This window comes from Pedobacter soli, from assembly GCF_900101435.1.
GTDB classification, from domain to species: Bacteria; Bacteroidota; Bacteroidia; order Sphingobacteriales; family Sphingobacteriaceae; genus Pedobacter; species Pedobacter soli.
The window spans coordinates 39088-60389 of record NZ_FMZH01000013.1 but is presented as its reverse complement, the minus strand read 5'-3'; the positions used below and the strand labels follow the sequence as shown (position 1 = coordinate 60389).

The window sequence follows — 21302 nt, the reverse complement described above, 5'->3', positions numbered from 1 at the left end:
TCCCCCCTACTCAATTATGGGTATTTTACGGTTTCCCATACCGATTATCCCACCTCAATTTATATTTTTAGGTTTTGACCAGAATCCTTAGCCTAACCTAATTATGAAGATCAAACATAACGATATCACCATCCCAGCGGACAATCCATTCGAGCACTGCAAACTGGACCGCAAAAAATACGCAGATGCGCTGACAAGCGTAGTTGCCGGATATAAGAATGGATTTGTACTCTCCATTAATAATCCCTGGGGCACGGGAAAGACCACATTCATTAAGATGTGGCAGGCCCAATTGACCCAGCTTACTTTCCGCACCCTTTATTTCAATGCCTGGGAGAATGATTTTGACCGTGATCCGCTGGTTGCCATCATGTCCGAGCTCAATACGCTGCGCAATAAAAAGAATGAAAAGCTTTTTACCAGCGTCATCCAAAAAGCAGCAGTTATCAGCAAGAACATTGCACCAGGGCTGGTGAAGGCAATTATAGGCAAACACCTTGATTCCGAGATACTCCTAGATGCGATAAAAGGGGTTACGGAAAGTGCTACGGAGATTTTTAAGGAAGAGATCGACAATTATGCCAAAAAGAAAAAAAGGGCTTATCGAATTTCGGGAAGAACTGAAAAAATATATCGCGGCCCACAATGACGGGAAGCCTCTGGTATTCATCATCGACGAACTCGACCGCTGCAGACCGGATTATGCAGTCGAGGTACTCGAGCAGATCAAGCATTTTTTTAATGTGCCAGGCATTGTCTTTGTGCTTTCTATTGACAAAGTGCAACTGGGCAATGCTGTGAGGGGATTCTATGGCAGTGAACGGATTGAGAGCAATGAATACCTGAGACGGTTTATTGACCTTGAATTTTCACTGCCTGCTCCTGAGAGCGGCGTTTTTGCCAGGTATCTGTTTGAATACTTTGATTTTGACACTTATTTCAAAGCCCCCGAGCGCAGTGCTTACCGTGAACTTCAGGAGGATTCCGAAGCATTTGTACATTTTGCAATCCGGCTGTTTTCCGTTACTGGGCTTACGCTAAGGCAGCAGGAAAAAGTCTTCTCTTCCGCCAGAACCATACTCAATACCTTTGCCATCAACAATTATCTCTTTCCATCGATATTTATCCTGCTGATCTATATCAAGGATTTCCGGCTAGACTTTTACCGTATGCTCATGGCAAAGGATACACCCTATCAAAATATCATTGACGAACTGGCACAGGTATTTCCAAAAAACATTGATCATGATGATGAAATGGCCTTTCTCGTTCCTGAGGTTACTTTGCTGTTGATGTATCAGAATAGTTTGCTCAGGAAAGGGAAACTGCAGCAGTTAACCGAAAAGAATGAGCAGAACAAGGATACCTTATTGGTCAAATCCTGCGTTGACCCCACATTGGGAGGAAGCCATTTCTTGGGTGTACTGGAAACCCTCAGGCGTAAAGGTTCATTTAGCGTTTCGATTGACCATTTGATCAATAAGATCAACCTGATGGAGTCCTTCAAGACAGATCTTGGGCTTCCAGCTTAATTGTACAGGTATTAAAACTCCAAATGCTCGATGTCAGACAGGAGCTAAATAACCCTGTCAACGTCACATAATACTAAACCCAAACCAAATATGCAGGTCAGATTCACACAAAACCAACTAACCGAGCTATTTAAAGCCTCAGCCTCCAAATTATTTCAAAAAGACGTAAACAGTATTTTAGACGGCGTAAGTGAACCGATGTTATGCAGCCGTATGGCTATTTACATGGAAAATCTTTTCCCGGACTACAAAATAGAAGGTAATTATTATGCGGACACCGAATTTAACCGGAAGCAGAACGGTAAGGTCAAAACGATAATTGATGATCAGATGCAGGTCATCAGGATCAAATGTGACCTCCTCCTCCACAGCCGTGGTGAAGAGGTTCCCGACAACCTGATCACTGTCGAAATGAAAAAATCCAGCAGGCCAGCTTTCCACAAGGCAGCAGACCGCAAACGCCTGCGCGCGATGACCAAGAAACAGGATGTTTATTCTACCGACGGAACTACCCATCCTGAACACGTATGTGGTTACATTATCGGGATATACATGGAGATCGATAAAAGCAAAAGAACCTGTCTTTTTGAAAAATACAAAGGTGGCGATATGATCGAGAGCTGGAGCCTTACATTTTAGTTTTTGAATCTTATAGAGGGAAGTGACTAATAGGCACATCACAGTGAACATTTACCTTTTACGGAGCACTACGGGTCAAATTTATGGTCTGTTTTCCCATTGGACGAATGAACAGCATGGCTACAATCCCATTTATGAACTACATTGCTTTTGAATAAATGGACTAACTCGCCTCATTAAAAGTCAGCTTGTTTTATTGACCTACCTCTATTAACAGTCGGCGAAAGGTATCACCGGATGTTTTCCACTCAAGGGTATCACTGGATATTTTTCAGCCAAGGTCGAAAAAAAAACAGCTACCGAAAAACATTATTTACCGGGCTATTTGGTCGCACGAAACAATGGGAACAGATCGGCATAGCACAGTCCCCACCACTTGAAGTACAAGCCTGCGGTCTCCCACAGATTTCCCCCTACGGATAGGTACAAAAAAAGCAATTTTGGGCGAAGCCGATAGGCCGCAAGCGCGTGGGGGAATACCGGTATATCACATAAATGTCCAGCATACCGAATATCGAAAACCCTTAATGGGTAAACCTATCGACAATAACGCTTTATTGCACCATAGGCCTTTGGAAATTTCAAGTTTAGCATGAAATTAATTAACTTAGAGCACATTATGCCTAACGGAATGGAAAGAACTGCTAACAGTCCGGCAAGCAAAGCAGCTGTAAATGCGAAACAAAGTCATGGAAATGATGAGTATGTGGTAAAAAAAGTAGCACAGGCTAAAGCTTTCATTGAAAAGACAGGTCTTCCGTAACTGATCAAAAAACATTAAAATACCATACCTGAGGCCCTGAATAAGCGCGTTTTTATTCCCTTTTTCCGCTGTAATCGCAAAACCCTTTATTAACACATACTGGGCCTATATTCCAAAATTAAAATAGAATCTTCGCCTGCAATCTAGAAATTAGTAGCTGGCAAAGATGTCACGACCAGAAGCCCTTTTCGGCTGATAGTTTAAGCCTTGGTAACCCAAAGATGCTAGCTCCCAGGAATATGCTTCAGGCCCATATGAGCTCTTGGTTAATGGTCAGGATTCTCGTATATCTTAGTATTATTTCAACAACCGGCTCCTAGCGTAAACATTATTGGTCCTTCTTTTAGCGCTATTCCCACACACAAAAAATTGACTGCTTGATAAAACTAAACGAAATTGAACATTACCAGTTCTAATTTGATCGACCTCAATGGATCCTTTAAGTTCCTAAAAGTAAAGGAGAACGAGGTCTCTTTCCGCTGTCCATCATAACTGATGCATAACGGGTGTGTTTTTAATACTTCAACGGCAATGTCGATGATCCTAGTAAAGCCTATGATTTTGGTATTAAAAATAAGCAGTGCCGCTTTCCCATCCCTCCAAGTCACGTAGCGTTCGAAAAGCTGATCGACTGCCTCACCCAAATAGCCAGCTCCGTTCCACAGTTTACATTCTGCCACAAGAAGCACCTCCTTTTCCGCATTTCTGATCAAAATGTCACTTTTGCCTGAACCATGGAAAGTCTCGCCGGTTGCTGTATGGCTATTGGAAAGTGAATCAAGGTAATTAACAAAATAATCCCTATAACGTTCTTCATCCATCTTTTCGGACAAGCCTTTGAACCCCTCCAATCCCATTCCAAGTTTAAGCATATAATCCAGGATCTGAAAATATGCCACATCGCTGATCCCGGAGAGTATTTCTTCCCGGAATATCGGATCTGCCTCATTGCGGGAAAAATAGTTATTGAGGTTTAGTTTAACCTCATCTTCAACCTCTTCTATCCCGTAAAGCCGCTTCGGGTATACTGTAAGGTCTTTTATCCCATTACTTTTAGTGGTAATATTAACGCCGTCCACTGAAGTGAGCTTTCTCAGATGTTCGGCGACAGTATCAAGCAGTTCTTCAGTCCGCAAAAAGACCTTTACCCAGGAATTTCCATCTCTGGTCCTGCTCTCAACCTCAAACTTTTGTCCAACCAGGTTTTTGCTGGATAAAGCACTAAAATCTGGTCTGTATGGCTGTGCTGCGATCTGTTTTGCCTTGAGTATCCTCTTTTCATAACGCTTTGTAATTTCCAAACATACTGGATCGGACAAGTGTTCTTTGGCGACAGGATAAAGATCCTTATCACTTACCCGTGGATGGAGCAGATTGATCAGATGGACTGCATGCTCATCCTGCAGCACATAGTTGCCCTGCCGGTGACTAATATAGAGAATATCCAGGTCCTGGTTCAGCTCATTGGAAGCCAGCAGATCCGCATTGGCTATGGTCTTGAAAAACTCATCCATAAAAACCCTTATGGCAAGCGCTACGCTGGGATCAAGGTCGAGTGAGTTTCCATTTTGATGGAGCAATGTTATAATTTCAGTGTATTTGGCAGCTGAAAGGTTTTGATAGATAATTTCCTGGCTTAATATCATTAGCGCAACTGGGCATTAATAAAAAAGATAAATTTAGAATTTCTTTTAATAAAAGTATTAAAGACACATTAGTACCGGTAAAGTAACCTAAACGTAAATCAAGATTTTCAGCAATAGAAACACCTCATCACCCCACTAGATCACCCGTAATTTCAGCTTTCCGATCGAAATAAACCCGAATATCATTGAGCGATTTCTTGAGTTCACCCACAACACGCTCAGATTCGGATAGTTTATCCGAAGCATCACAATACTGTTTATAAGCATCATCACATTTCTTCATAGCATTCATATATCCAGGATATGCCTGATCAAACCGCTGATCTAAGTCTGCCAAGCCCTCATCAGGGAATTCTTCCCGCAGTTCCCTATAGCGCGCCACATAGGTGTTCTTTTCTTCAGAGGCAATATCATACTCCTGCTTACGGCTTTTCATTGCAGCAGTTTCCCTGAATATGTTTTCTTCTATTTTTGGGATCTCTGCTTCCAGTATCGGCCTCATGCGGAGATTGAAGCTTTCAATCTTTTCAATGATGCCTCCGATTGCCACCGTTCCCGAAAGGGCATTTATGGATTCGATAAAGGTTAACGCCCCGGAGATCTTTTCTGCCCTGTATATCATCAGGCCATGTCCCGAGAGCTGTATTTCTTCCTTAACCTGGCTTGGGCCAGCTAAAATGCCCCAGCTTTTGGTAAAAACCTTAAATTTATTTCCGCTCAGGATACTGGCCAGTCCGCTGACCATTTCCTCACATTGCCCCAAAAGATACCTGTTCACGAAAGCACTTTCACTCAGATTGGCCAGGTTCCAGGCATCTTTTGCATATTCCATTGCCCACTCCCAGCTTTCATTGCTCACAAAATGATGGGCAGAGTACCTTATGATTTCATATTTATTCACAAAGCGGTATTTTACCCAATCGGAATAAGGCACAACCAATACTCCCTTGTATTGTATAATGGTATAAAAATAACTGGAGTTTCCGTAACCAAAATTGGTTTTAAAAAACACAGTAAAGTTATCATTCAACTTATGCACTGGATACTCCCATCCCATCCTGCGGTGAGATATAGCAAGGATAGCCGGATCCTGCTTTAGCTCATTCTGCTTTAGGCTCAGGCAATAGGCCGTAATCCGTTCTTTGGTATAACTCTCGAGCACGCTGTTGGGCTGGTGTTCATAGTATGTTTTTATCCCCTCAAGGCCATAATGGAGGTTTCCCTCCGGAGCGTTCATATAACGGCAATAGTTTACATTGTTGAAAATCACTTTAAGCTCTTGGTGCTCAGCAATCTTTTTAAAAAGTTCAGGTCCCTTAATAGCAGACTTAAATAATGGTTCAAATTCCTTCCAGGCCTGTTCCAGTGGATTTGGAATAGGCACAAATTGTACCGCGAGGTTTCCGTTGAGCGTATTCTCCCGCAGGAGGCATATCCTTGTTGTGTTGATAGACATATAGAGCGTTTGTGGATTAGTTTCCCATTCCGGGATACATCTAAAATTTAGTCCCCTAAGATAATTAAAAAACATAAAGGTCTATCCAAAGGGTTTAAACATCATTCCCTTCTACTGGTAAACAATCTAAAATGCTTAGATTAGTGGCTTAACCAAAGACAGTTTCCAGAGATAAAAAAAATAATAATGCTCGACTACGATTTCCTTAATTTATCCCCTATTGAATTTGAAGTACTTACCAGAGATGTCCTGCAACTCCACCTTGGGGTACAGCTGGAATCATTCGGACAGGGAAAAGATAGTGGGATTGATCTTAGGTACGCTAAAGGAAGCGGACTTGTCATTCAGTGCAAGCGATACACTGATTTTTCCGTGCTTTTGCAGGCGCTGAAAAAGGAAATCAAAACAGTGGAAAAACTTGCTCCCAAACGGTATATACTGGTGACCTCTGTCTCGATGTTGCCGGAAAGGAAGCGGAAGATCGCCGAGCTTTTTTCTCCTTATATCCTGGGACCTGAAGATATCTTTGGTCGTGAAGACCTCAACAACCTGTTAACACAATATCCAAAGGTCGAAAAAGCCAACTTCAAACTCTGGCTTTCCAGCACCACTGTGCTTGAAAAGATCCTGGGTAGCCAGATCATCAACCAATCCAGCTTTGCGCTGGAGGATATCCGCTCAAAAGTCAATATCTATGTGCAGAACGATAGTTTTCCGGAAGCCAGTAAAATCCTTGCCGAAAACCGGTATGTGATCATCTCGGGCATACCTGGGATCGGAAAAACCACCCTGGCAGAAGTATTAATATTTGATGCATTGGCCAGGGGTTATGAAGAGTTTATCTACATCTCGGAAGGGATCGCTGAAGGCTTCCGCAGCTACCGGGAAGGCCGTAAACAGATCTTTCTCTTTGATGACTTTTTGGGCAGCAACTTTCTGGAGCGAAATATCGGCACCAATGAGGAAAAGCAGATCCTGAAGTTCATTGCCCGTATCCAGCAGGCACCGGATAAACTGCTGATTTTTACCACCAGGGAATATATCCTCATGCAGGCAAGCGTGATTTTCGAAAAGTTTGACCAGGTGGCCTTTGTCAAAACCATACTGGACCTTTCCAAATATACCACAATGGTCAGGGCACGGATCCTGTATAACCACCTGTTCTTTCATCAGATTCCTTACGCGTATATTTCAGAGATCATACGCCAGGATTATCTGATGAGTTTTATTAACCACGACAATTATAATCCCCGGATCATCGAGTACGTCGCTAATAGCCGGCTTTGGGAAAAGTATTCGCCAAAAGAGTTCCCTACAGCTATGCTCGAGGTTTTTGAAAGCCCGTTCAAAGTCTGGGAACACGCATTTGAATATCAGATCAGCGAAGAATGCCGGGCTGTGCTTTTGTGCCTGCTCATCGCTGATACCAATCCCGAGTATGAACAGGTTTTCTCACAGGTGCAAATCTACACAGCCCAGTTTTCCAAAAACGGAAAGATGAGCCGTTCGGAATTTAAACGCGCAATCAAGGAACTCGATAATTCATTTATCATGGTCCACAGGCACAAACAAACCGTCTTCCTGCGCTTCCATAACCCATCTATCAATGACTTCCTGGTAGCCTACCTCCAGGCTGATGAACACATTCAGATCCAACTGATCAGTGCCGGGCAACAGCTCAGGGCAATGGTAGAATTCTTTTCGACGAAAGGTAGTTTTTCCAAAAACAGACTCAATGTATCTGATGAGGTTAAAGCTGTACTGGAAACACGTCTCATTCGTGATTTTGATATGCTGCTCGCGCCTAGGACCTTCTATTTTGACAAGGAAATCCATGCAGACAATTTAATAGCGTCCAAACTCCACTGGATGAACATCCACCTGAAGTATGAAAAGGGAGACCGGGTTTACCACTTTATTAAGGAAACGATCAGGCCACTTTTGTATTCAGAACACATCCACAATAGTTCCCTGAATGAGTTTGCCAGGGTAATTAGCGACGTTTATGACGAGCATGATGCAATTGATCTTGCAATCATTCTGGACAACCTCACCCCATTGATCTGCTATGATGATGATCTGGCCGTGCTGAGAAACCTGGAAGATGCATTTCCAGATGCATTCGCCAAATACCGCGAGGCGGATGAGGATGCCTACCAACAGATTTTTGCACCCATTATTGAAGAAAAAACAGATACCTCATCAGAGGATATCGAGTTCTTGAAGGAAAAGATAGCTGAACTCAAAGAACTTGAAAATGGCTATGAGGTCTATGCTGGCGAGGCGGTGTACGAACTGGAAAAGCGGATCGAAAAACTGCAATATGAGCAACAGCAGAGGGAAAATGATGAATATTGGGATGATTATCCAGGGGGATTTGACTATAAATATAATTATGCTGATTTCAAAACCTACGCAGCGCGCAGAGATGTTTCAGCATCCCCTGTAAGGGGGATGAGCGAGTCTGATCAGATCGAGAATATGTTCCGCTCATTGGAATAGATTTTGGATTTAAGTGATGCCAATTAAATAATATCATTATCCCTAATGTAACTCCAGGTCAAACGGTTTCGCGTTATTTTTAACATATGGCCAGCTATCAAATTGCTACTGCCACAAATCGATCTGCTACCTGTTTCAACTTCAGCTCAATTTTGAATAACTTAGCATCATAACCAACGCTCATGCCTGCTGATACTTTTTTTGACTTAAAAGCACAATTCTTACAATCCGGCACTAGCCCACTGATCGAGGACATCCGTATTGATTTTTTAGAAATCAATCCAGGTGACTACAAGGCTAAATATGTCCACATCAGACGAGGGGAATTCACCAGCCTGCTCCATTTTAACAGGGCAGATCTCGGCATAGGCATACTATTCGAGGACTGCAACTTTTTGGAGGGCTTACATCTGGAAGCCGTTGTGGTCAAACACTTCGATGATACCCTTTGGCCGGAGAATACCAGTATCCTGTTCAAGAATTGCACGTTTCACGGACGGGTGGAAATAGACGGATGTAGTTTACGGCAGGCACTGGTATTTTACGGCTGTAAATTCACAAAAGAGCTGACGGTCAGAAAAAGCCATACCAGCCATGAAGGAATCCGGCTTGAAAAATGTACACTGGAAGATCACCTCAGGATTTCTGAGTGCCAGAGCCAGGGAGATATACATCTGATCTCGTCAAACTTGCAACGTGCTGTGGTAATTGAATACTGTAGCGCCGAAAACCTGATGTTCAGTGGTTCAAATGTTTTCTCTATGGGGCTGGAACTGGATTATAATATTGCCAGGATGAATATCATCTTTCTGGACGGCCTGATTCGTGGAGAGGTTCATTTCACGGCAGTGGAAACTACCAAAGGAGGTTTACGCTTATTCGGCAGCCAATTTGAGAAGGGCTTTTTCATTGATTACAGCACCAGAGGGGCCGCTTTCCAACAAGGGATCTATCAATATTCCATTGACAGCTGTAAATTTTTCTCCGGACTTTTCATCAAAGGTACCCAGGGTGATAAACGACGGGTTTCACCGGTCAGGATGATCATCATTGAACTGACCCCCAATCTTTCTGGCAATATCAATTTCAGCGACCTGGATGTGGGCAAAGTATTCATGCAGGGTTATAACAACAGCGCCAATATCAGTTTTACCAATGTAGCCGTAAACGAACTGACCATCTGTGAGACGACCAATCAGGGCGGGATTATTTTTTCAGGCCTGAGGGCATCCCGTTTGCAATGGCAGGACGACCAGGAACCTATCCTCACCAGAAGTTCAGCCATTGTAATGTCCAATACCAACCTGGGTAAAGCATTGTTTTTTCAGTGTAATTTCAGCAGTTTTGATCTCATCGATCTGCATAATGTGATACTGACAGATATCTCCAGTTCGAACGTCACCTGGTTCAGTCCGCTTCAGCTGGAGAACCGCCGGATAACAACCAACAAACTGGAACTTAAAAAAGCAAAAAAGCAGCGTAAACACTATGAAATCGAGTATGCACGCAATAACCTTTACCGGGCATTCAGCTCGGTGCGGGAAGTCTACCGTCAGTTGAAATTCGCCTCCCAAAAACAGGGTGACATGCCCCTCTCGCTTGAATTCCAACGCCATGAAATGCATTATTATAAACAGGCTGTTGCCGTACAACGGCCGAGGCAATGGAGTGAGTACTTAATCCTTTGGAGCAGTGGCAGCAATAATTATGGGCAGAGCTGGCTCCGTGCACTGACCGGACTGTTGGTTTTTTCCGCGCTCAGTTATATTCCGGTGGGGTTTTACGCTTCTTCTAAACTCGATTACACTCATTTTGCGACCTCATGGAACGACCTGCCCGTTAACCTGAAAGTATTATGGGACAATATAGTGATGTGGGTCGTTCTGTTAAACCCTACCCATCGCATCAAAGACTTAAGCGATAATATCGATGACTTTCCTTCGATCATTTATGCTTTCGACCTCCTCAGCAGGATTGTTGTCTCCTATTTTATCTTCCAGATGGTGAGTGCTTTCCGGAAATTCAGCAAATAATGATTGATCATGTCCAGAGTTAAAAGACAGCATTATGTGCCCCTGTTTTATTTGAAGGGATTCAGTAATGAGCAATCACAGGTCTACGTATTTGATAAGACCGATTTTCACACCTACTGCACCAATCCAATAAACATTGGTGTCGAGGGCCAGTTTTACGATCAGGAGCACATTGACCACAAATTCGGGAAACAGTTTATCGAAAAGACTCTTGGAGACATCGAGACCAGCTTTTCCACCCTGCTCCAAAACCTTATTGAGGGGATGGAAAGTAGAAAAATCCGGGCGATCGATGAAGATACCAAACTTCATATCTGCAGGTACGTAGCATTACAGGCGATACGCACCAAGGAACAGCGCCAAAGTATGGAACAGCTATTTGGGATGATGAAGCAAAAATTTCAGCACAGCGGTTGGCTCAGTGCTGAACAGATTGATCAATTGGGCTTCAATATCGGACCGGATGAAACCAGGTTTATCCACAACAGTCAGCTTTTACCAGATAATAAATTCGCGGCGCAGCTTACCGGTATCCTGATGTCCCACATCTGTTTGATCTTCAAGAATGTCAGCGATATGCCCTTAATCACCTCGGATAATCCGGTTGCTAAAAAAAGCAACCTCAATAACGAGGTGCGTTCTAATTCCGGATTTCGCTCAAAAGGCATAGAAATCATGTTCCCCTTATCCCCCGGATATCTGATTGCTTTTCTGGAACGAACCCATTTCAAAGACGTGGAACAGTACGAAAATGAAGTCTTAGTGCTTAAAGACCCACAGCACATCATCCACTATAATTCCTTCCAAGTCAAAGGTTCCTATCGTCGCCTGTTTTCAAAAAATGCTGATTTTGAACTGGCCAGGGAAATGATTACCCATGATCCCAACTTAGGACTGGAGAACCGCGAGCGTCACAGAACAGGTTGATAATTGCAGGCTTATTTAATCTTCCTGCCAGAATTATACTGTTGCTACACTGTCACTACAGCGATCTCCGTTCAATATGGTCTATCTCCCATTCCATATCGTTTGGTGTCGAACCGCTACTCTTAATAAACCGGACAAGATAACTATCTTCCAAGTACAACACTGTAAGTTCAAATTCAGTTTTTTCCTGTAAAGTAATCGGCGTTACTTTGTCGAACTGGGCTTTGCCAAGATTAATAATCTGCTGCTTTTGTGCCTCCGGCAGATGTTTGTAAAGCGCTATCTTCAGCCCCGGAGTTGCCAGCTCCAAAAGCTGTTTGCCGATGACATTATCCAAAGGAATGTCGTTTCCCCTGCCAGTATTAATGGTGATTCCTGTACGATGGTACCGCAGCACAATGAGATCAATATCCCAATTAATCTCCAGGTTAACCTCACACTCAAAAACCGCTAGGGTATCTTCTCCCTCGAAATCAAAGTAAACGCTTGCGCTGATCTGATGACCATTGTTATCGTTAAAAGTACAATTCATAGTTATAAGGCTGTTTTAGATTGCCCGTTTCCACAAATATAACGATGCTTTTTCTAAACCTGGGCAAACCAACAATACCAAAGTCAGGTATATTGAAACGATCAAAACTTTACAGTACTGACTGAATTACAGCGTTTAAAGAAAATATAACTATTTGTTTGATAAACAGATAAATGTAAATTAGCAAAAAATAGAAAATACCATATGGGGGACGAACAACTATATTTTCCGATCTGGAAAAAACGACTTGCAGACATACTCGATTTAAGTGAACACTGCACTACCGCTTGTTCTATCCAGCTCCATGAAAGCCTTTTCAATGAAGCAGGAAACCGCAAGGATTACTCATTCAATCTTGTGCTTGTGGGCGGCAAGGCTGTAAATGATATTTCCGGCAGTGCTGTTGCCCGGGACCTTGCCAGCGTGATCGCGGAAAATAAAGATGCTATGGCCAGGCTACAGCACAAAACAATCCGGATCAATATGAAAAGGCATTTTACGCTGAACATTCGGGATCAAACCTTATAGTTATACTAAAAAAAGCATATGTTATCGAAATCGACATTCAAACCAAATACGCTACATTTTAGGCTTGTCGCTTAAAAACTAGCGCTATACTATAAAAAAGTTATAACACGTAAAAAATTTATCGGCCGAACACAATAGATTGCTATTAGATCATCTTTTCGACTTTTTGGCCTGAGCTATGTTACAAATAACTCATCTACTATTCTTTTGGCCTCTTCATCCGCTGCAGGCTTCGCCTGATCCTTAACTTTATCAGGCAGATTCACAACTGCGCCCCTGGAGGCGCGCCTTTCGGCACTTCTCTCCAGACTCACATCAGCAAAATAATGATATTCATCATAATCGGTATCCTTCAGGTGAAACCGCCCATAAATATCAGCTCGACGTTTTCTAACCGTTTCTTTCAGGTCGCCAATATCACCGTCATCTTCCAGTTCGTCCTCATCCTGTGATATCCAGGTGGAAGTTTCATCATGCACAAATTCAGCCAGCACTTCTTTTACTATCTCTTGATTTTTAGCACTAAACATAAACACAGCCATACTTTTACCATATTTAGCGAACAATCTTTCGATCTTTTCCAGTTCATCCTCATGGCGAGTATGGGGCCAAAGATTTATAATCAGTTTCTCCCAATTGTTCAAGATGAATTGATAGACCAAACTATCTTCATCGGCTTCATCAAAAATTTCCACTAGCATATCATAGCAGGTACCGTTAATCTGTTCGTAGATGATCTGGCCAAGATGTTCAACAATTAAAGGCGCATTGTGAATCAAAACCTCATCTGAATATCGGATCTTAAAAAGCAGCGCTGCCATTTCACAGTGATAGGCGCTCTCTTCCGGCATTTCATTATAAGCCCCAATATGTACCGTTGGCAACAAGGTGTTTCCGCGCGCAGTAGCATATTGAACCAGGCTTAACGATTCGCTGTCATACTGATCTCCATCAAGGTAATTGATAAATTGTTCGTAACAATACTTGATCTGGTGTATAAAGTAGCATCCATATATAACCCTCCAGGCTTCTTCCCTGCTACCTTTAAAATAGTGCGTTAAAAAATCATTGATGGATGGATTGATAAAACTGAGCCGGGTATTTTTGTCCCTATCGACAGTGCTGTGAACATAACCATCAAGTAGCCGTTTCAAACTGGCGTTAAAAGAATCGTTGGATCTGATAAACCCGTTTTCCTTTACCTCGTAACGAAGGCGGCTTTCATAGCCTTGCCGGAGGGGAATCAGGTCAACCGATGAGTCAAAATGGTAATGTTCATAGCGAAACATATTGCCAAAACTGTACAGCGTGCCTACTAGGAACCTGTCCTCAGCGTGTAGCTGCTTGGTATAGGAATGCCGCCAGATTTCTTTGGGATTGTGAAGGTTTCGCATAACGAAATCCAGATATACCCCATCCGGGATTCCCTCCAGGTTGTACCGAGTAGTAAAAAACTCAATGAGACGCGGGGTATAATTTTTATGATCAATAATCTTCCAGTAATTCTTATTGCGGAAGATTTCTTTTTTTCTGTTCGCCTCAATTGAACTATGAAACAGGTGATTATAGAGTATCCGTCCCTTATCTTCTGTGCTATAATCGGTAAGCACAAGCTGACGGTTACTCAAATCAATATTGGACCTGTTTAATTTTTCATAATTTTCCCGGGCATCCCGGAGCACTGTTGTACGGGTGGTTAAAATCATGTATTTGTTCTTTGATGCCTGCACACGGTCTATAAAACGCACTATTGCACTCTCACTGCTCTGAAGGGTCTCGATTTCTAATCGGTTTGCCCCGAGAAAGTCATCAAAATAGATCAGCTGTTTTAAGTCCCGGTTTTCTCCCTCGAATAGATCGCCGGCCTCTTCAATATTTTTATCAACATAAACCAGCTGGAATTTCTGCGCCAAAAACTCATAGGTCAATATGTCGGCAAGGGTAGTTTTTCCAACTCCCGGCTGCCCGGAAATAAGCAAAAACCTGTTCTTTTTCAGCATCTCTCCTGCATCAGCCAGCGAGCGGCTCTTGACATAAAGTTTGATCCGTGAAATAATCCTTTCCCGATAAAACTCGGATCTGCCCGCAATGGCGTTGTTGAGTACCCTGTTTAACACCGTGGTATTGGTCAGCCAAAGTTTGATCCAGCTCTTTTCAATATCTTTATACTTTCGCAACAGCCGGTTGAGATCGTCATAACCCAGCACGCAGTCTGCGCTTGTCATGTACCCATCAAAAAGCGTTGCAATTAGATCCTTTTCCTGCGCACTTAAAGGCAAACAGGTTACGACCCAATATTGTGCGGGTGAAAGCTTTTTTACCTTTTTAAATTCTTTGGATTTTAAGTTTGCAAAAAGTACTTTAAAGGTCGATGTATACTGTTTTACCTGGACAATTATTGCATTTTCATTACCCTCTGAAGCGTAACGGAGGTCAATCCCTTTATCCTTTCCTTTTTTAAAACTCTGCAAACCTAGGTTGTACTCCCGGTTCATGAGATCCCCAACAAGCTCTTCGAACTCTTTATCATTCAGAGCTGTATAATCATATTTAACCATGCGGCAATAGCGTTTTATCTGGGCATAATATAACCGCAATTTTTCTTACATTCAAATCGTCCTATCACATCCGGAGCCTCATCAAAACAAAAGTTAGCCTTACCTTCTTAAAGTATTACAGATATTGCCCATCCTACAAAATAGTTCGTTATTACGTCCGGACTCCTGTAATCATTTTTTAGAATCTATCGAACCTTGATAAAAATCAAGGTATGGACTATTACAAGCTTACAGAAAAACGCTCAATGACACCGGCGAAATTTTTAAAAATTCTCGACAGACACGGCACAGTAGTTAGTATAGAAAGAGCGGAAAAAATCTTGGAACTCGTTTACAAATTAAGTAACTTATCTATGAAAGAGACTCTTATGCAGATACCAGACCGGCATATTAAGTCTAATAAGAAAATATTTAAGAGACAAACCAGGAAAATTAAAAATGAAAATAGCTGATTTATACGTAAGGGTTAGTACTGATGAACAGGCAGAAAAAGGATATTCATTGAGAAGCCAACAGGAAGTTCTTGAAAAATATTGCGAACTAAATGGAATTAAGATAAGAAAGGTAATCGTTGAGGATTACTCAGCAAAAACCTTCAACCGACCGGAGTGGAAAAAGCTGGTAATCGATCTTAAAAAACATAAACGGAAAACCGACCTTCTGCTATTCACCAAATGGGACAGGTTTAGTCGAAATACCAGTGATGCTTACCAAACGATTGCAATGCTCAATAAGCTAGGCATAGATCCCCAGGCAATAGAACAACCTCTTGACCTGAACGTGCCTGAAAATAAAATGATGCTGGCCGTTTATCTCACTACTCCAGAGATCGAAAACGACCGAAGAGGCCTTAATACCAAGGCAGGCATAAGGCAAGCCAAAAAAGAAGGCAGGTGGACTGGAAAGGCTCCTATGGGTTATATAAATAGAACGGCAGAAAATGGAAAAAAATATATTGCCATAAAACAGCCTGAAGCATCGCTTATTAAATGGATTTTTGAACAACTCTCTGAAGGAACCTACTCAGGAGAACAAATATTATTTTCGGCAAGAGAAAAAGGATTAAGTTGCAGCAAAAACAACTTTTACACGATTATTAGAAATCCAATTTACTGCGGTAAAGTAATTGTACCAAAGCACAAAAACGAGGAAGCATTTCTGGCTCAGGGGCTGCATGAGCCTTTGATAAGTGAAACCATGTTCTTTAACATTCAAGACATACTCAATGGCAGGAAGAGAGAATTAGGCCAGCCTATCTCTACTCCTGAAGCACTTGTTCTTCGTGGATTCCTAAAATGTCCAAAATGCCATCGATCTTTGAGCGGCAGTTCATCTAAAGGAAAACAAAGACATTTCACTTACTACCATTGCACATCATCATGTGGCATTCGTTTCCGTTCAGAAAAAGTAAATGAAGCTTTTGCCCTAGAGCTATTGAGTTATTTACCCAGAAAGGGATACGAGGAAATATTTGTTGAAACTATAGCTGATGCTTACCAAAATCAGGTTGGTTCCATTTTAGATGAACGAAAGTTATATTCCAGGCAAATACAGGACTTGAATAAAAAAATTGAGAAGGCAAGAGATTTACTACTGGAAAACGATATTGATGCTATAGATTTTAGAGCAATCAAAAACGAGTGTGGCGAAAAAATCTCTATTATAGAATCTAAGCTATCCGAGCTTAATACCAAAAATAAGGCGGTTCTGAATATCAGGCCAATTGCAGAGAGAGCTATTGAGAATTTAACGAACCTTGATTTATTTTATGAAAATTCCAGTGTTGAAGGAAAAAGATACTTAGTTAGCTGCCTTTTTCCTGAAAAAATGGAATACGATGGAGACCGATATCGAACACTTTTAGTGAACGAAATCGCTGAGCATATCTACCTGAAAAACAAAGAATTAGAAATAAAAAAAATGGGGCAAAGATCTTCGAAAAAATCTTTGCCCCATAAAGGGTGGCTGATGGGGCTCGAACCCACGACCCTCGGCACCACAAACCAATACTCTAACCAACTGAGCTACAGCCACCGTGTTTTTTTTGATGTCACAAAAGTACGACTTTTAACATTCCCTGCAAATATTTTTGCTAAAGTTTTTACAACAAATTTTTAATTCCTTAACATTCAATTATTTGAATTTGAAAAAAAAATTCAGCTAAAGATAAAACAAGCTATTTTAATGCTAAAAACATAACTTTACGGCGTTTATGATCGAAATTTACACAGACGGAGCAGCAAGCGGAAACCCCGGACCAGGTGGTTGGGGCACGATTTTAAGGGCAGGGCAACACTATAAAGAGTTAAGCGGCGGTTTCAGGATGACTACCAATAACCGCATGGAACTGCTAGCCGTAATTAAAGGTTTAGAGGCATTAAAAAGTTTAAACCAGCAGGTTACTGTTTTCTCCGATTCTAAATATGTGGTCGATGCCGTAGAAAAAAAATGGGTATTTGGCTGGGTAACCAAAAATTTCAAAGACAAGAAAAACAAAGATCTCTGGTTACGTTTTCTCGAACTCTATAAACTCCATAAAGTGAAATTCGTATGGATAAAAGGCCACAACGACCACCCGGAGAATGAGCGTTGCGACCGTTTAGCGGTTTTTGCCTCACAAGACAAAGCAAATCTTGCTATCGACACCGTATTTGAAGTAGAAAGAGCTAAGGGAATCTAATCAATTCCCCCTACTACTCCCAAATCCTGCAAGGTGTTTTCTACCTTTGCTTCAATCGAAATTGATTTTGCAGTATACAAAAGCATCATTTCTTCTGCTTTATTTACCATATTTTTCGATCCGATAAATACCGGTACCCGTTGGTGCAGTTCTGTTGGCTGAATATCCAGTATACGATCAAAACCGGTACTGGCCTTGCCCCCTGCCTGCTCAATAATAAAAGCCATGGGATTGCATTCATACAATAAGCGCAGTTTTCCCTTAGGCGAGCGCGCAGTAGTTGGATAAATGTAAATACCACCTTTAATTAAGTTGCGGTGGATATCGCCCACCATAGAGCCAATATAACGCGAGGTGTAAGGTCGTTTTGTAGCCTCATCCTCTACCTGGCAATATTTGATGTACTTTTTCACCCCATCCGGAAAATGCACGTAATTACCCTCGTTTACCGAATACATATAACCGTTTTCAGGGATTTTCATCTGCGGATGCGAAAGACAAAACTCACCAATGGACGGATCGAGCGTAAAACCGTTAACCCCTTTGCCTGTAGTGTAAACCAGCATGGTAGAAGAACCATAAATAACGTAGCCCGCAGCAACCTGCTCAGTACCTTTTTGCAGCACATCGGCTAAACTGGCGCGGCCTTCAACCGATTTTCGTCTGTAAATAGAAAAAATAGTCCCTACCGCAACATTCACATCCGTATTCGACGAACCATCTAAAGGATCGATGCACACAATGTATTTTGCATTTTGAGAAACAGGCGAATCAATATGGATAATCTCATCTTCCTCCTCGGTAGCTACAATACAACATTCGCCACCACTGGTTAAAGCAGCAATAAACTGTTCATCTGCATACACATCAAGTTTCTTCTGCTCTTCGCCCTGAATATTGGTGGTTCCCATATCGCCGAGAATATCAACCAAACCTGCCTTGTTAATTTCGCGGTTAACGATTTTTGCAGCAATCCCTATATCCCGCAGCAGCCTCGAAAGCTCGCCTTTGGCATAAGGAAAATCTGCCTGTTTTTCTATAATAAATTGTCCTAGTGTTTTAACGCCACAAACCATACTTAGTGTATATTTTACATTATCTACCCGATAATTCTATGACCTCTAAGGTATGAATATTTTCGTCAGTTATGCAAAACCTGATCAGGGTTCTCACTTTGTGCCAACCGTGTTTTCCCGCTGCACCGGGGTTTATATGCAAACATTTTAGCTTTTCATCGAACATTACTTTTAAAATATGCGAGTGCCCGGTGATAAATAATTTTGGAGGGTTAGTGTATATTTCTGGCTTAACCAAAGCTGAATATTTCCCCGGATATCCGCCAATATGCGTCATCCACACATCTACCCTTTCGCAGCTAAATCGATTTTTCTCAGGAAATTCATTTCTGATCGCTGCATCATCTATATTTCCGAACACACCGCGTAAAGGTTTAAAAGCAGCCAAGGGCTCAGCTACATCCGGACCAAAATCGCCAGCATGCCAAATCTCATCTACACTTTCAAAGTGTTTAAAAACCGCATCATCTAAAAAACCATGTGTATCAGAAATTAATCCTATTTTTTTCATTATGTAAACTTAATTGTGTGCTTAATTTACAGGAGATGGCAGCTGCAAAGCATAAAATTCAATCAAAAATCACTCCATACAAACGTCAAAACAATTGCAAAAAGACTATAATTACGTACAAAAACATGCCGCTTTAATTGTACAATCTTGACATCAATTGCAAGATCAGATCAGTAAGCCAAAAAGAAATCTTTAAGTAGCACTTTATATTCGGCGGTATGCACTTTTAAATCTTCATAAAGATAGAAATCGCTTTCCTGTAGTGCCGCATTATTTTTCCCTAAACAAATGATTTGCCTGAACGCAGTTTTAGATCGGTCAGAATGGATATGAACCCTTTCTACAAGTCCAATTCCATATTGCCTGGCATGAAACACCACCGCATCGGCTTGCTTTACCGGAAGGATCAGCCATGCTTCCCCATCGGCTGTCAACAATTCATTTATCTTTTTCACCAGCATGCTAAAAAAACCCTCCGCGGCATGCCTGGCAATCCCTTTCCGCACCTCCTCATTCTTCAAATCATTTACAAAAAAAGGTGGATTGGATACAATAAGATCAAATCTTTCAGCAGAATTATACTGTTCAATTGCTATATTGCTGATGGTTAAACGATGATTGAACGACGATTCTTGAAAATTCCGTTCAGCAGTTTTCGCAGCTTGCTCATCGATTTCTACCGCATGTACGTTCGCATCAGGAAAACGCTGTGCCAGCATCAGGGCAATTACACCGGTGCCTGTTCCTATATCCAATATGTTTTTAGGCATGTTGTAATTGGCCATCGCCCCAATTAAAACGCCATCCGTATTAATCTTCATGGCGCAACCGGCCTGATCGACCTCAAACTGCTTGAATTTAAAGATACTCATCTACTATTAAAATCTTGCTCCTATCCTTATGGGTAAAAAAATGGATTGATGTACAAACCTGAAGCCTGCTTTATATTGTATACTTAATTTTTCACCTACTTTGTGCTCAACACCTCCACTAAAATCAACAAAGGCAACAGTAGAACCATTAACATATTGATTATTAATATGACTACTTCCTAACTTCAGATTAAATACCGGTGCAAGGCTAGCCTTTATAATTACATAATCAAAGTCGCCAAACACTGAAAAACCATTAATTCCTTCATAATTTAAATAAGAAATACCTAAACCCAACCGAACATTACGCTTTAAGCTTATACCATTAACTAAACTTAAATCCAATCCATTAGGTTTTCCTCCTAACTGGTAACCTATGCCTCCATCAACGGCATCAATTTTTAGTGGTCTGGACAGGAACAAATGATAGCCTGCTTCAACTTTAGCCGTATATTTAATTGGAGATTGTGCCTGTGAATTGACAAAACAATAAATCAATCCACAAACCAAGAGCGTTTTTTTCATTTTTGAGCGTTATATATTTTGATAAAAATCTATTGTTCGTACAATTCTAAAGGCAAACCATCAGGGTCAGCAAAGAAAGTAAAGCGCTTATCCGTAAATTCATCAATACGAATAGGCTCGGTAACAATCCCCTGATCATTTAATCGTTTAATTTCCTTTTCAATATCTGCTACCTCAAAGGCCAGATGACGTAAACCCTGTGCTTCAGGTCGCGATGGTCTTGCAGGTGGATTCTCGAAAGAAAAAAGTTCGATCTGATAAATACCATTTACTGCCAGATCTAGCTTATACGATTTCCGTTCTGCCCGGTAAACTTCGGCCAGCACCGTAAAACCGAGTTTATTCACGTAAAAATCTTTCGATTTTTCATAATCAGAACAAATAATAGCAATGTGATGGATACGCAACATAAGTAAGGAGTAAATTGAAGAATGATTATAGGCTTGAATGATTTGCAAAGTTCTGCATTCTCTAATTCAAAATTCAATCATTCGGTCATTATTTTAAAATCGTTCAAAATTC

18 protein-coding genes, 1 tRNA gene and 1 pseudogene are annotated in these 21302 nt (G+C 41.5%); 10 read left to right on the top strand and 10 right to left on the bottom strand.

The window, feature by feature from the left end:
• Positions 1 to 103 precede the first annotated feature (103 nt).
• The 4 genes from BLR37_RS25675 (at position 104) to BLR37_RS25440 (ending at position 2934) form a co-directional block, all read left to right on the top strand.
• Complete coding sequence (locus tag BLR37_RS25675; RefSeq protein WP_090772223.1) at positions 104 to 649, top strand: P-loop NTPase fold protein; 546 nt, start codon at positions 104 to 106, stop codon at positions 647 to 649.
• The gene (locus BLR37_RS21430; RefSeq protein ID WP_090772220.1) at positions 579 to 1532 is read left to right on the top strand and encodes a KAP family P-loop NTPase fold protein; all 954 of its coding nucleotides are present in this window, start codon (positions 579 to 581) and stop codon (positions 1530 to 1532) included. The genes BLR37_RS25675 and BLR37_RS21430 overlap by 71 nt, the downstream gene beginning before the upstream one ends.
• A gap of 90 nt (positions 1533 to 1622) precedes the next feature.
• Positions 1623 to 2171, top strand: a complete 549-nt coding sequence (locus BLR37_RS21425) for a hypothetical protein (protein ID WP_090772219.1) — start codon at positions 1623 to 1625, stop codon at positions 2169 to 2171.
• 592 nt (positions 2172 to 2763) lie between these two features.
• Positions 2764 to 2934, top strand: a complete 171-nt coding sequence (locus BLR37_RS25440; RefSeq protein WP_167356661.1) for a hypothetical protein — start codon at positions 2764 to 2766, stop codon at positions 2932 to 2934.
• 386 nt (positions 2935 to 3320) lie between these two features.
• On the opposite strand, the gene BLR37_RS21420 is transcribed toward BLR37_RS25440, so the two are convergent.
• Positions 3321 to 4580: a hypothetical protein gene (locus BLR37_RS21420; protein ID WP_090772216.1), complete on the bottom strand. Its 1260-nt coding sequence runs from the start codon at positions 4578 to 4580 to the stop codon at positions 3321 to 3323.
• A 127-nt stretch (positions 4581 to 4707) separates the two neighbouring features.
• A complete protein-coding gene (locus tag BLR37_RS21415; protein ID WP_090772215.1) occupies positions 4708 to 6036 on the bottom strand; it encodes a hypothetical protein in 1329 nt (442 codons plus the stop codon).
• Between the two features lie 186 nt (positions 6037 to 6222).
• On the opposite strand from BLR37_RS21415, the gene BLR37_RS21410 reads away from it, so the two are divergent.
• The 3 genes from BLR37_RS21410 to BLR37_RS21400 all read left to right on the top strand — a co-directional run bounded on the left by BLR37_RS21410 (position 6223) and on the right by BLR37_RS21400 (position 11498).
• Entirely contained in the window at positions 6223 to 8538 is a 2316-nt protein-coding gene (locus tag BLR37_RS21410; RefSeq protein WP_090772213.1) for an nSTAND3 domain-containing NTPase, read from the top strand.
• 182 nt (positions 8539 to 8720) lie between these two features.
• Positions 8721 to 10571: a hypothetical protein gene (locus tag BLR37_RS21405; protein WP_090772211.1), complete on the top strand. Its 1851-nt coding sequence runs from the start codon at positions 8721 to 8723 to the stop codon at positions 10569 to 10571.
• A 9-nt stretch (positions 10572 to 10580) separates the two neighbouring features.
• Entirely contained in the window at positions 10581 to 11498 is a 918-nt protein-coding gene (locus tag BLR37_RS21400) for a DUF4238 domain-containing protein (protein WP_090772209.1), read from the top strand.
• Between the two features lie 55 nt (positions 11499 to 11553).
• Here the strand turns inward: BLR37_RS21400 and BLR37_RS21395 are convergent, their stop codons facing one another.
• A complete protein-coding gene (locus BLR37_RS21395) occupies positions 11554 to 12030 on the bottom strand; it encodes a hypothetical protein (RefSeq protein WP_090772208.1) in 477 nt (158 codons plus the stop codon).
• Between the two features lie 204 nt (positions 12031 to 12234).
• On the opposite strand from BLR37_RS21395, the gene BLR37_RS21390 reads away from it, so the two are divergent.
• Complete coding sequence (locus BLR37_RS21390) at positions 12235 to 12558, top strand: hypothetical protein (RefSeq protein ID WP_090772206.1); 324 nt, start codon at positions 12235 to 12237, stop codon at positions 12556 to 12558.
• 176 nt (positions 12559 to 12734) lie between these two features.
• On the opposite strand, the gene BLR37_RS21385 is transcribed toward BLR37_RS21390, so the two are convergent.
• A complete protein-coding gene (locus tag BLR37_RS21385; RefSeq protein ID WP_090772204.1) occupies positions 12735 to 15116 on the bottom strand; it encodes an nSTAND3 domain-containing NTPase in 2382 nt (793 codons plus the stop codon).
• A gap of 438 nt (positions 15117 to 15554) precedes the next feature.
• Here BLR37_RS21385 and BLR37_RS25610 point away from each other — a divergent pair.
• Positions 15555 to 16337, top strand: a pseudogene (locus tag BLR37_RS25610) (recombinase family protein); the annotation flags it as partial.
• Between the two features lie 739 nt (positions 16338 to 17076).
• On the opposite strand, the gene BLR37_RS21370 reads toward BLR37_RS25610, so the two are convergent.
• Positions 17077 to 17150: transfer RNA gene (locus BLR37_RS21370), tRNA-His, on the bottom strand.
• 178 nt (positions 17151 to 17328) lie between these two features.
• Between BLR37_RS21370 and rnhA the strand changes: the two genes are divergently transcribed.
• The gene (rnhA, locus tag BLR37_RS21365) at positions 17329 to 17796 is read left to right on the top strand and encodes a ribonuclease HI (protein WP_039470686.1); all 468 of its coding nucleotides are present in this window, start codon (positions 17329 to 17331) and stop codon (positions 17794 to 17796) included.
• Here the strand turns inward: rnhA and fbp are convergent.
• The 5 genes from fbp to gloA2 form a co-directional block, all read right to left on the bottom strand.
• Positions 17793 to 18872: a class 1 fructose-bisphosphatase gene (fbp, locus tag BLR37_RS21360; RefSeq protein ID WP_039470688.1), complete on the bottom strand. Its 1080-nt coding sequence runs from the start codon at positions 18870 to 18872 to the stop codon at positions 17793 to 17795. The two genes, rnhA and fbp, sit on opposite strands and share 4 nt — an antisense overlap.
• A gap of 19 nt (positions 18873 to 18891) precedes the next feature.
• Complete coding sequence (locus tag BLR37_RS21355) at positions 18892 to 19383, bottom strand: metallophosphoesterase family protein (RefSeq protein ID WP_090772200.1); 492 nt, start codon at positions 19381 to 19383, stop codon at positions 18892 to 18894.
• Between the two features lie 170 nt (positions 19384 to 19553).
• Positions 19554 to 20255, bottom strand: coding sequence for a tRNA1(Val) (adenine(37)-N6)-methyltransferase (locus tag BLR37_RS21350; RefSeq protein ID WP_090772198.1), 702 nt, complete (start codon positions 20253 to 20255; stop codon positions 19554 to 19556).
• A 6-nt stretch (positions 20256 to 20261) separates the two neighbouring features.
• Positions 20262 to 20780, bottom strand: coding sequence for a hypothetical protein (locus BLR37_RS21345; protein ID WP_090772196.1), 519 nt, complete (start codon positions 20778 to 20780; stop codon positions 20262 to 20264).
• Positions 20781 to 20809: 29 nt separating this feature from the next.
• Positions 20810 to 21190 (bottom strand): SMU1112c/YaeR family gloxylase I-like metalloprotein, encoded by a 381-nt coding sequence (gene gloA2, locus BLR37_RS21340; RefSeq protein ID WP_090772194.1) that lies wholly within the window; start codon positions 21188 to 21190, stop codon positions 20810 to 20812.
• Between the last annotated feature and the right edge of the window lie 112 nt (positions 21191 to 21302).

Bases quoted from the DNA above. Each gene is read 5' to 3' on its own strand.
- BLR37_RS21430 (WP_090772220.1), top strand. From the start codon at position 579: ATGCCAAAAAGAAAAAAAGGGCTTATCGAATTTCGGGAAGAACTGAAA.
- gloA2 (WP_090772194.1), bottom strand. From the start codon at position 21,190: ATGTTGCGTATCCATCACATTGCTATTATTTGTTCTGATTATGAAAAA.
- BLR37_RS21415 (WP_090772215.1), bottom strand. From the start codon at position 6,036: ATGTCTATCAACACAACAAGGATATGCCTCCTGCGGGAGAATACGCTC.
- BLR37_RS25440 (WP_167356661.1), top strand. From the start codon at position 2,764: ATGAAATTAATTAACTTAGAGCACATTATGCCTAACGGAATGGAAAGA.
- BLR37_RS21385 (WP_090772204.1), bottom strand. From the start codon at position 15,116: ATGGTTAAATATGATTATACAGCTCTGAATGATAAAGAGTTCGAAGAG.
- fbp (WP_039470688.1), bottom strand. From the start codon at position 18,872: ATGGTTTGTGGCGTTAAAACACTAGGACAATTTATTATAGAAAAACAG.
- BLR37_RS25675 (WP_090772223.1), top strand. From the start codon at position 104: ATGAAGATCAAACATAACGATATCACCATCCCAGCGGACAATCCATTC.
- BLR37_RS21400 (WP_090772209.1), top strand. From the start codon at position 10,581: ATGTCCAGAGTTAAAAGACAGCATTATGTGCCCCTGTTTTATTTGAAG.
- BLR37_RS21350 (WP_090772198.1), bottom strand. From the start codon at position 20,255: ATGAGTATCTTTAAATTCAAGCAGTTTGAGGTCGATCAGGCCGGTTGC.
- BLR37_RS21420 (WP_090772216.1), bottom strand. From the start codon at position 4,580: ATGATATTAAGCCAGGAAATTATCTATCAAAACCTTTCAGCTGCCAAA.
- BLR37_RS21410 (WP_090772213.1), top strand. From the start codon at position 6,223: ATGCTCGACTACGATTTCCTTAATTTATCCCCTATTGAATTTGAAGTA.
- BLR37_RS21395 (WP_090772208.1), bottom strand. From the start codon at position 12,030: ATGAATTGTACTTTTAACGATAACAATGGTCATCAGATCAGCGCAAGC.
- BLR37_RS21405 (WP_090772211.1), top strand. From the start codon at position 8,721: ATGCCTGCTGATACTTTTTTTGACTTAAAAGCACAATTCTTACAATCC.
- BLR37_RS21390 (WP_090772206.1), top strand. From the start codon at position 12,235: ATGGGGGACGAACAACTATATTTTCCGATCTGGAAAAAACGACTTGCA.
- BLR37_RS21425 (WP_090772219.1), top strand. From the start codon at position 1,623: ATGCAGGTCAGATTCACACAAAACCAACTAACCGAGCTATTTAAAGCC.
- rnhA (WP_039470686.1), top strand. From the start codon at position 17,329: ATGATCGAAATTTACACAGACGGAGCAGCAAGCGGAAACCCCGGACCA.
- BLR37_RS21355 (WP_090772200.1), bottom strand. From the start codon at position 19,383: ATGAAAAAAATAGGATTAATTTCTGATACACATGGTTTTTTAGATGAT.
- BLR37_RS21345 (WP_090772196.1), bottom strand. From the start codon at position 20,780: ATGAAAAAAACGCTCTTGGTTTGTGGATTGATTTATTGTTTTGTCAAT.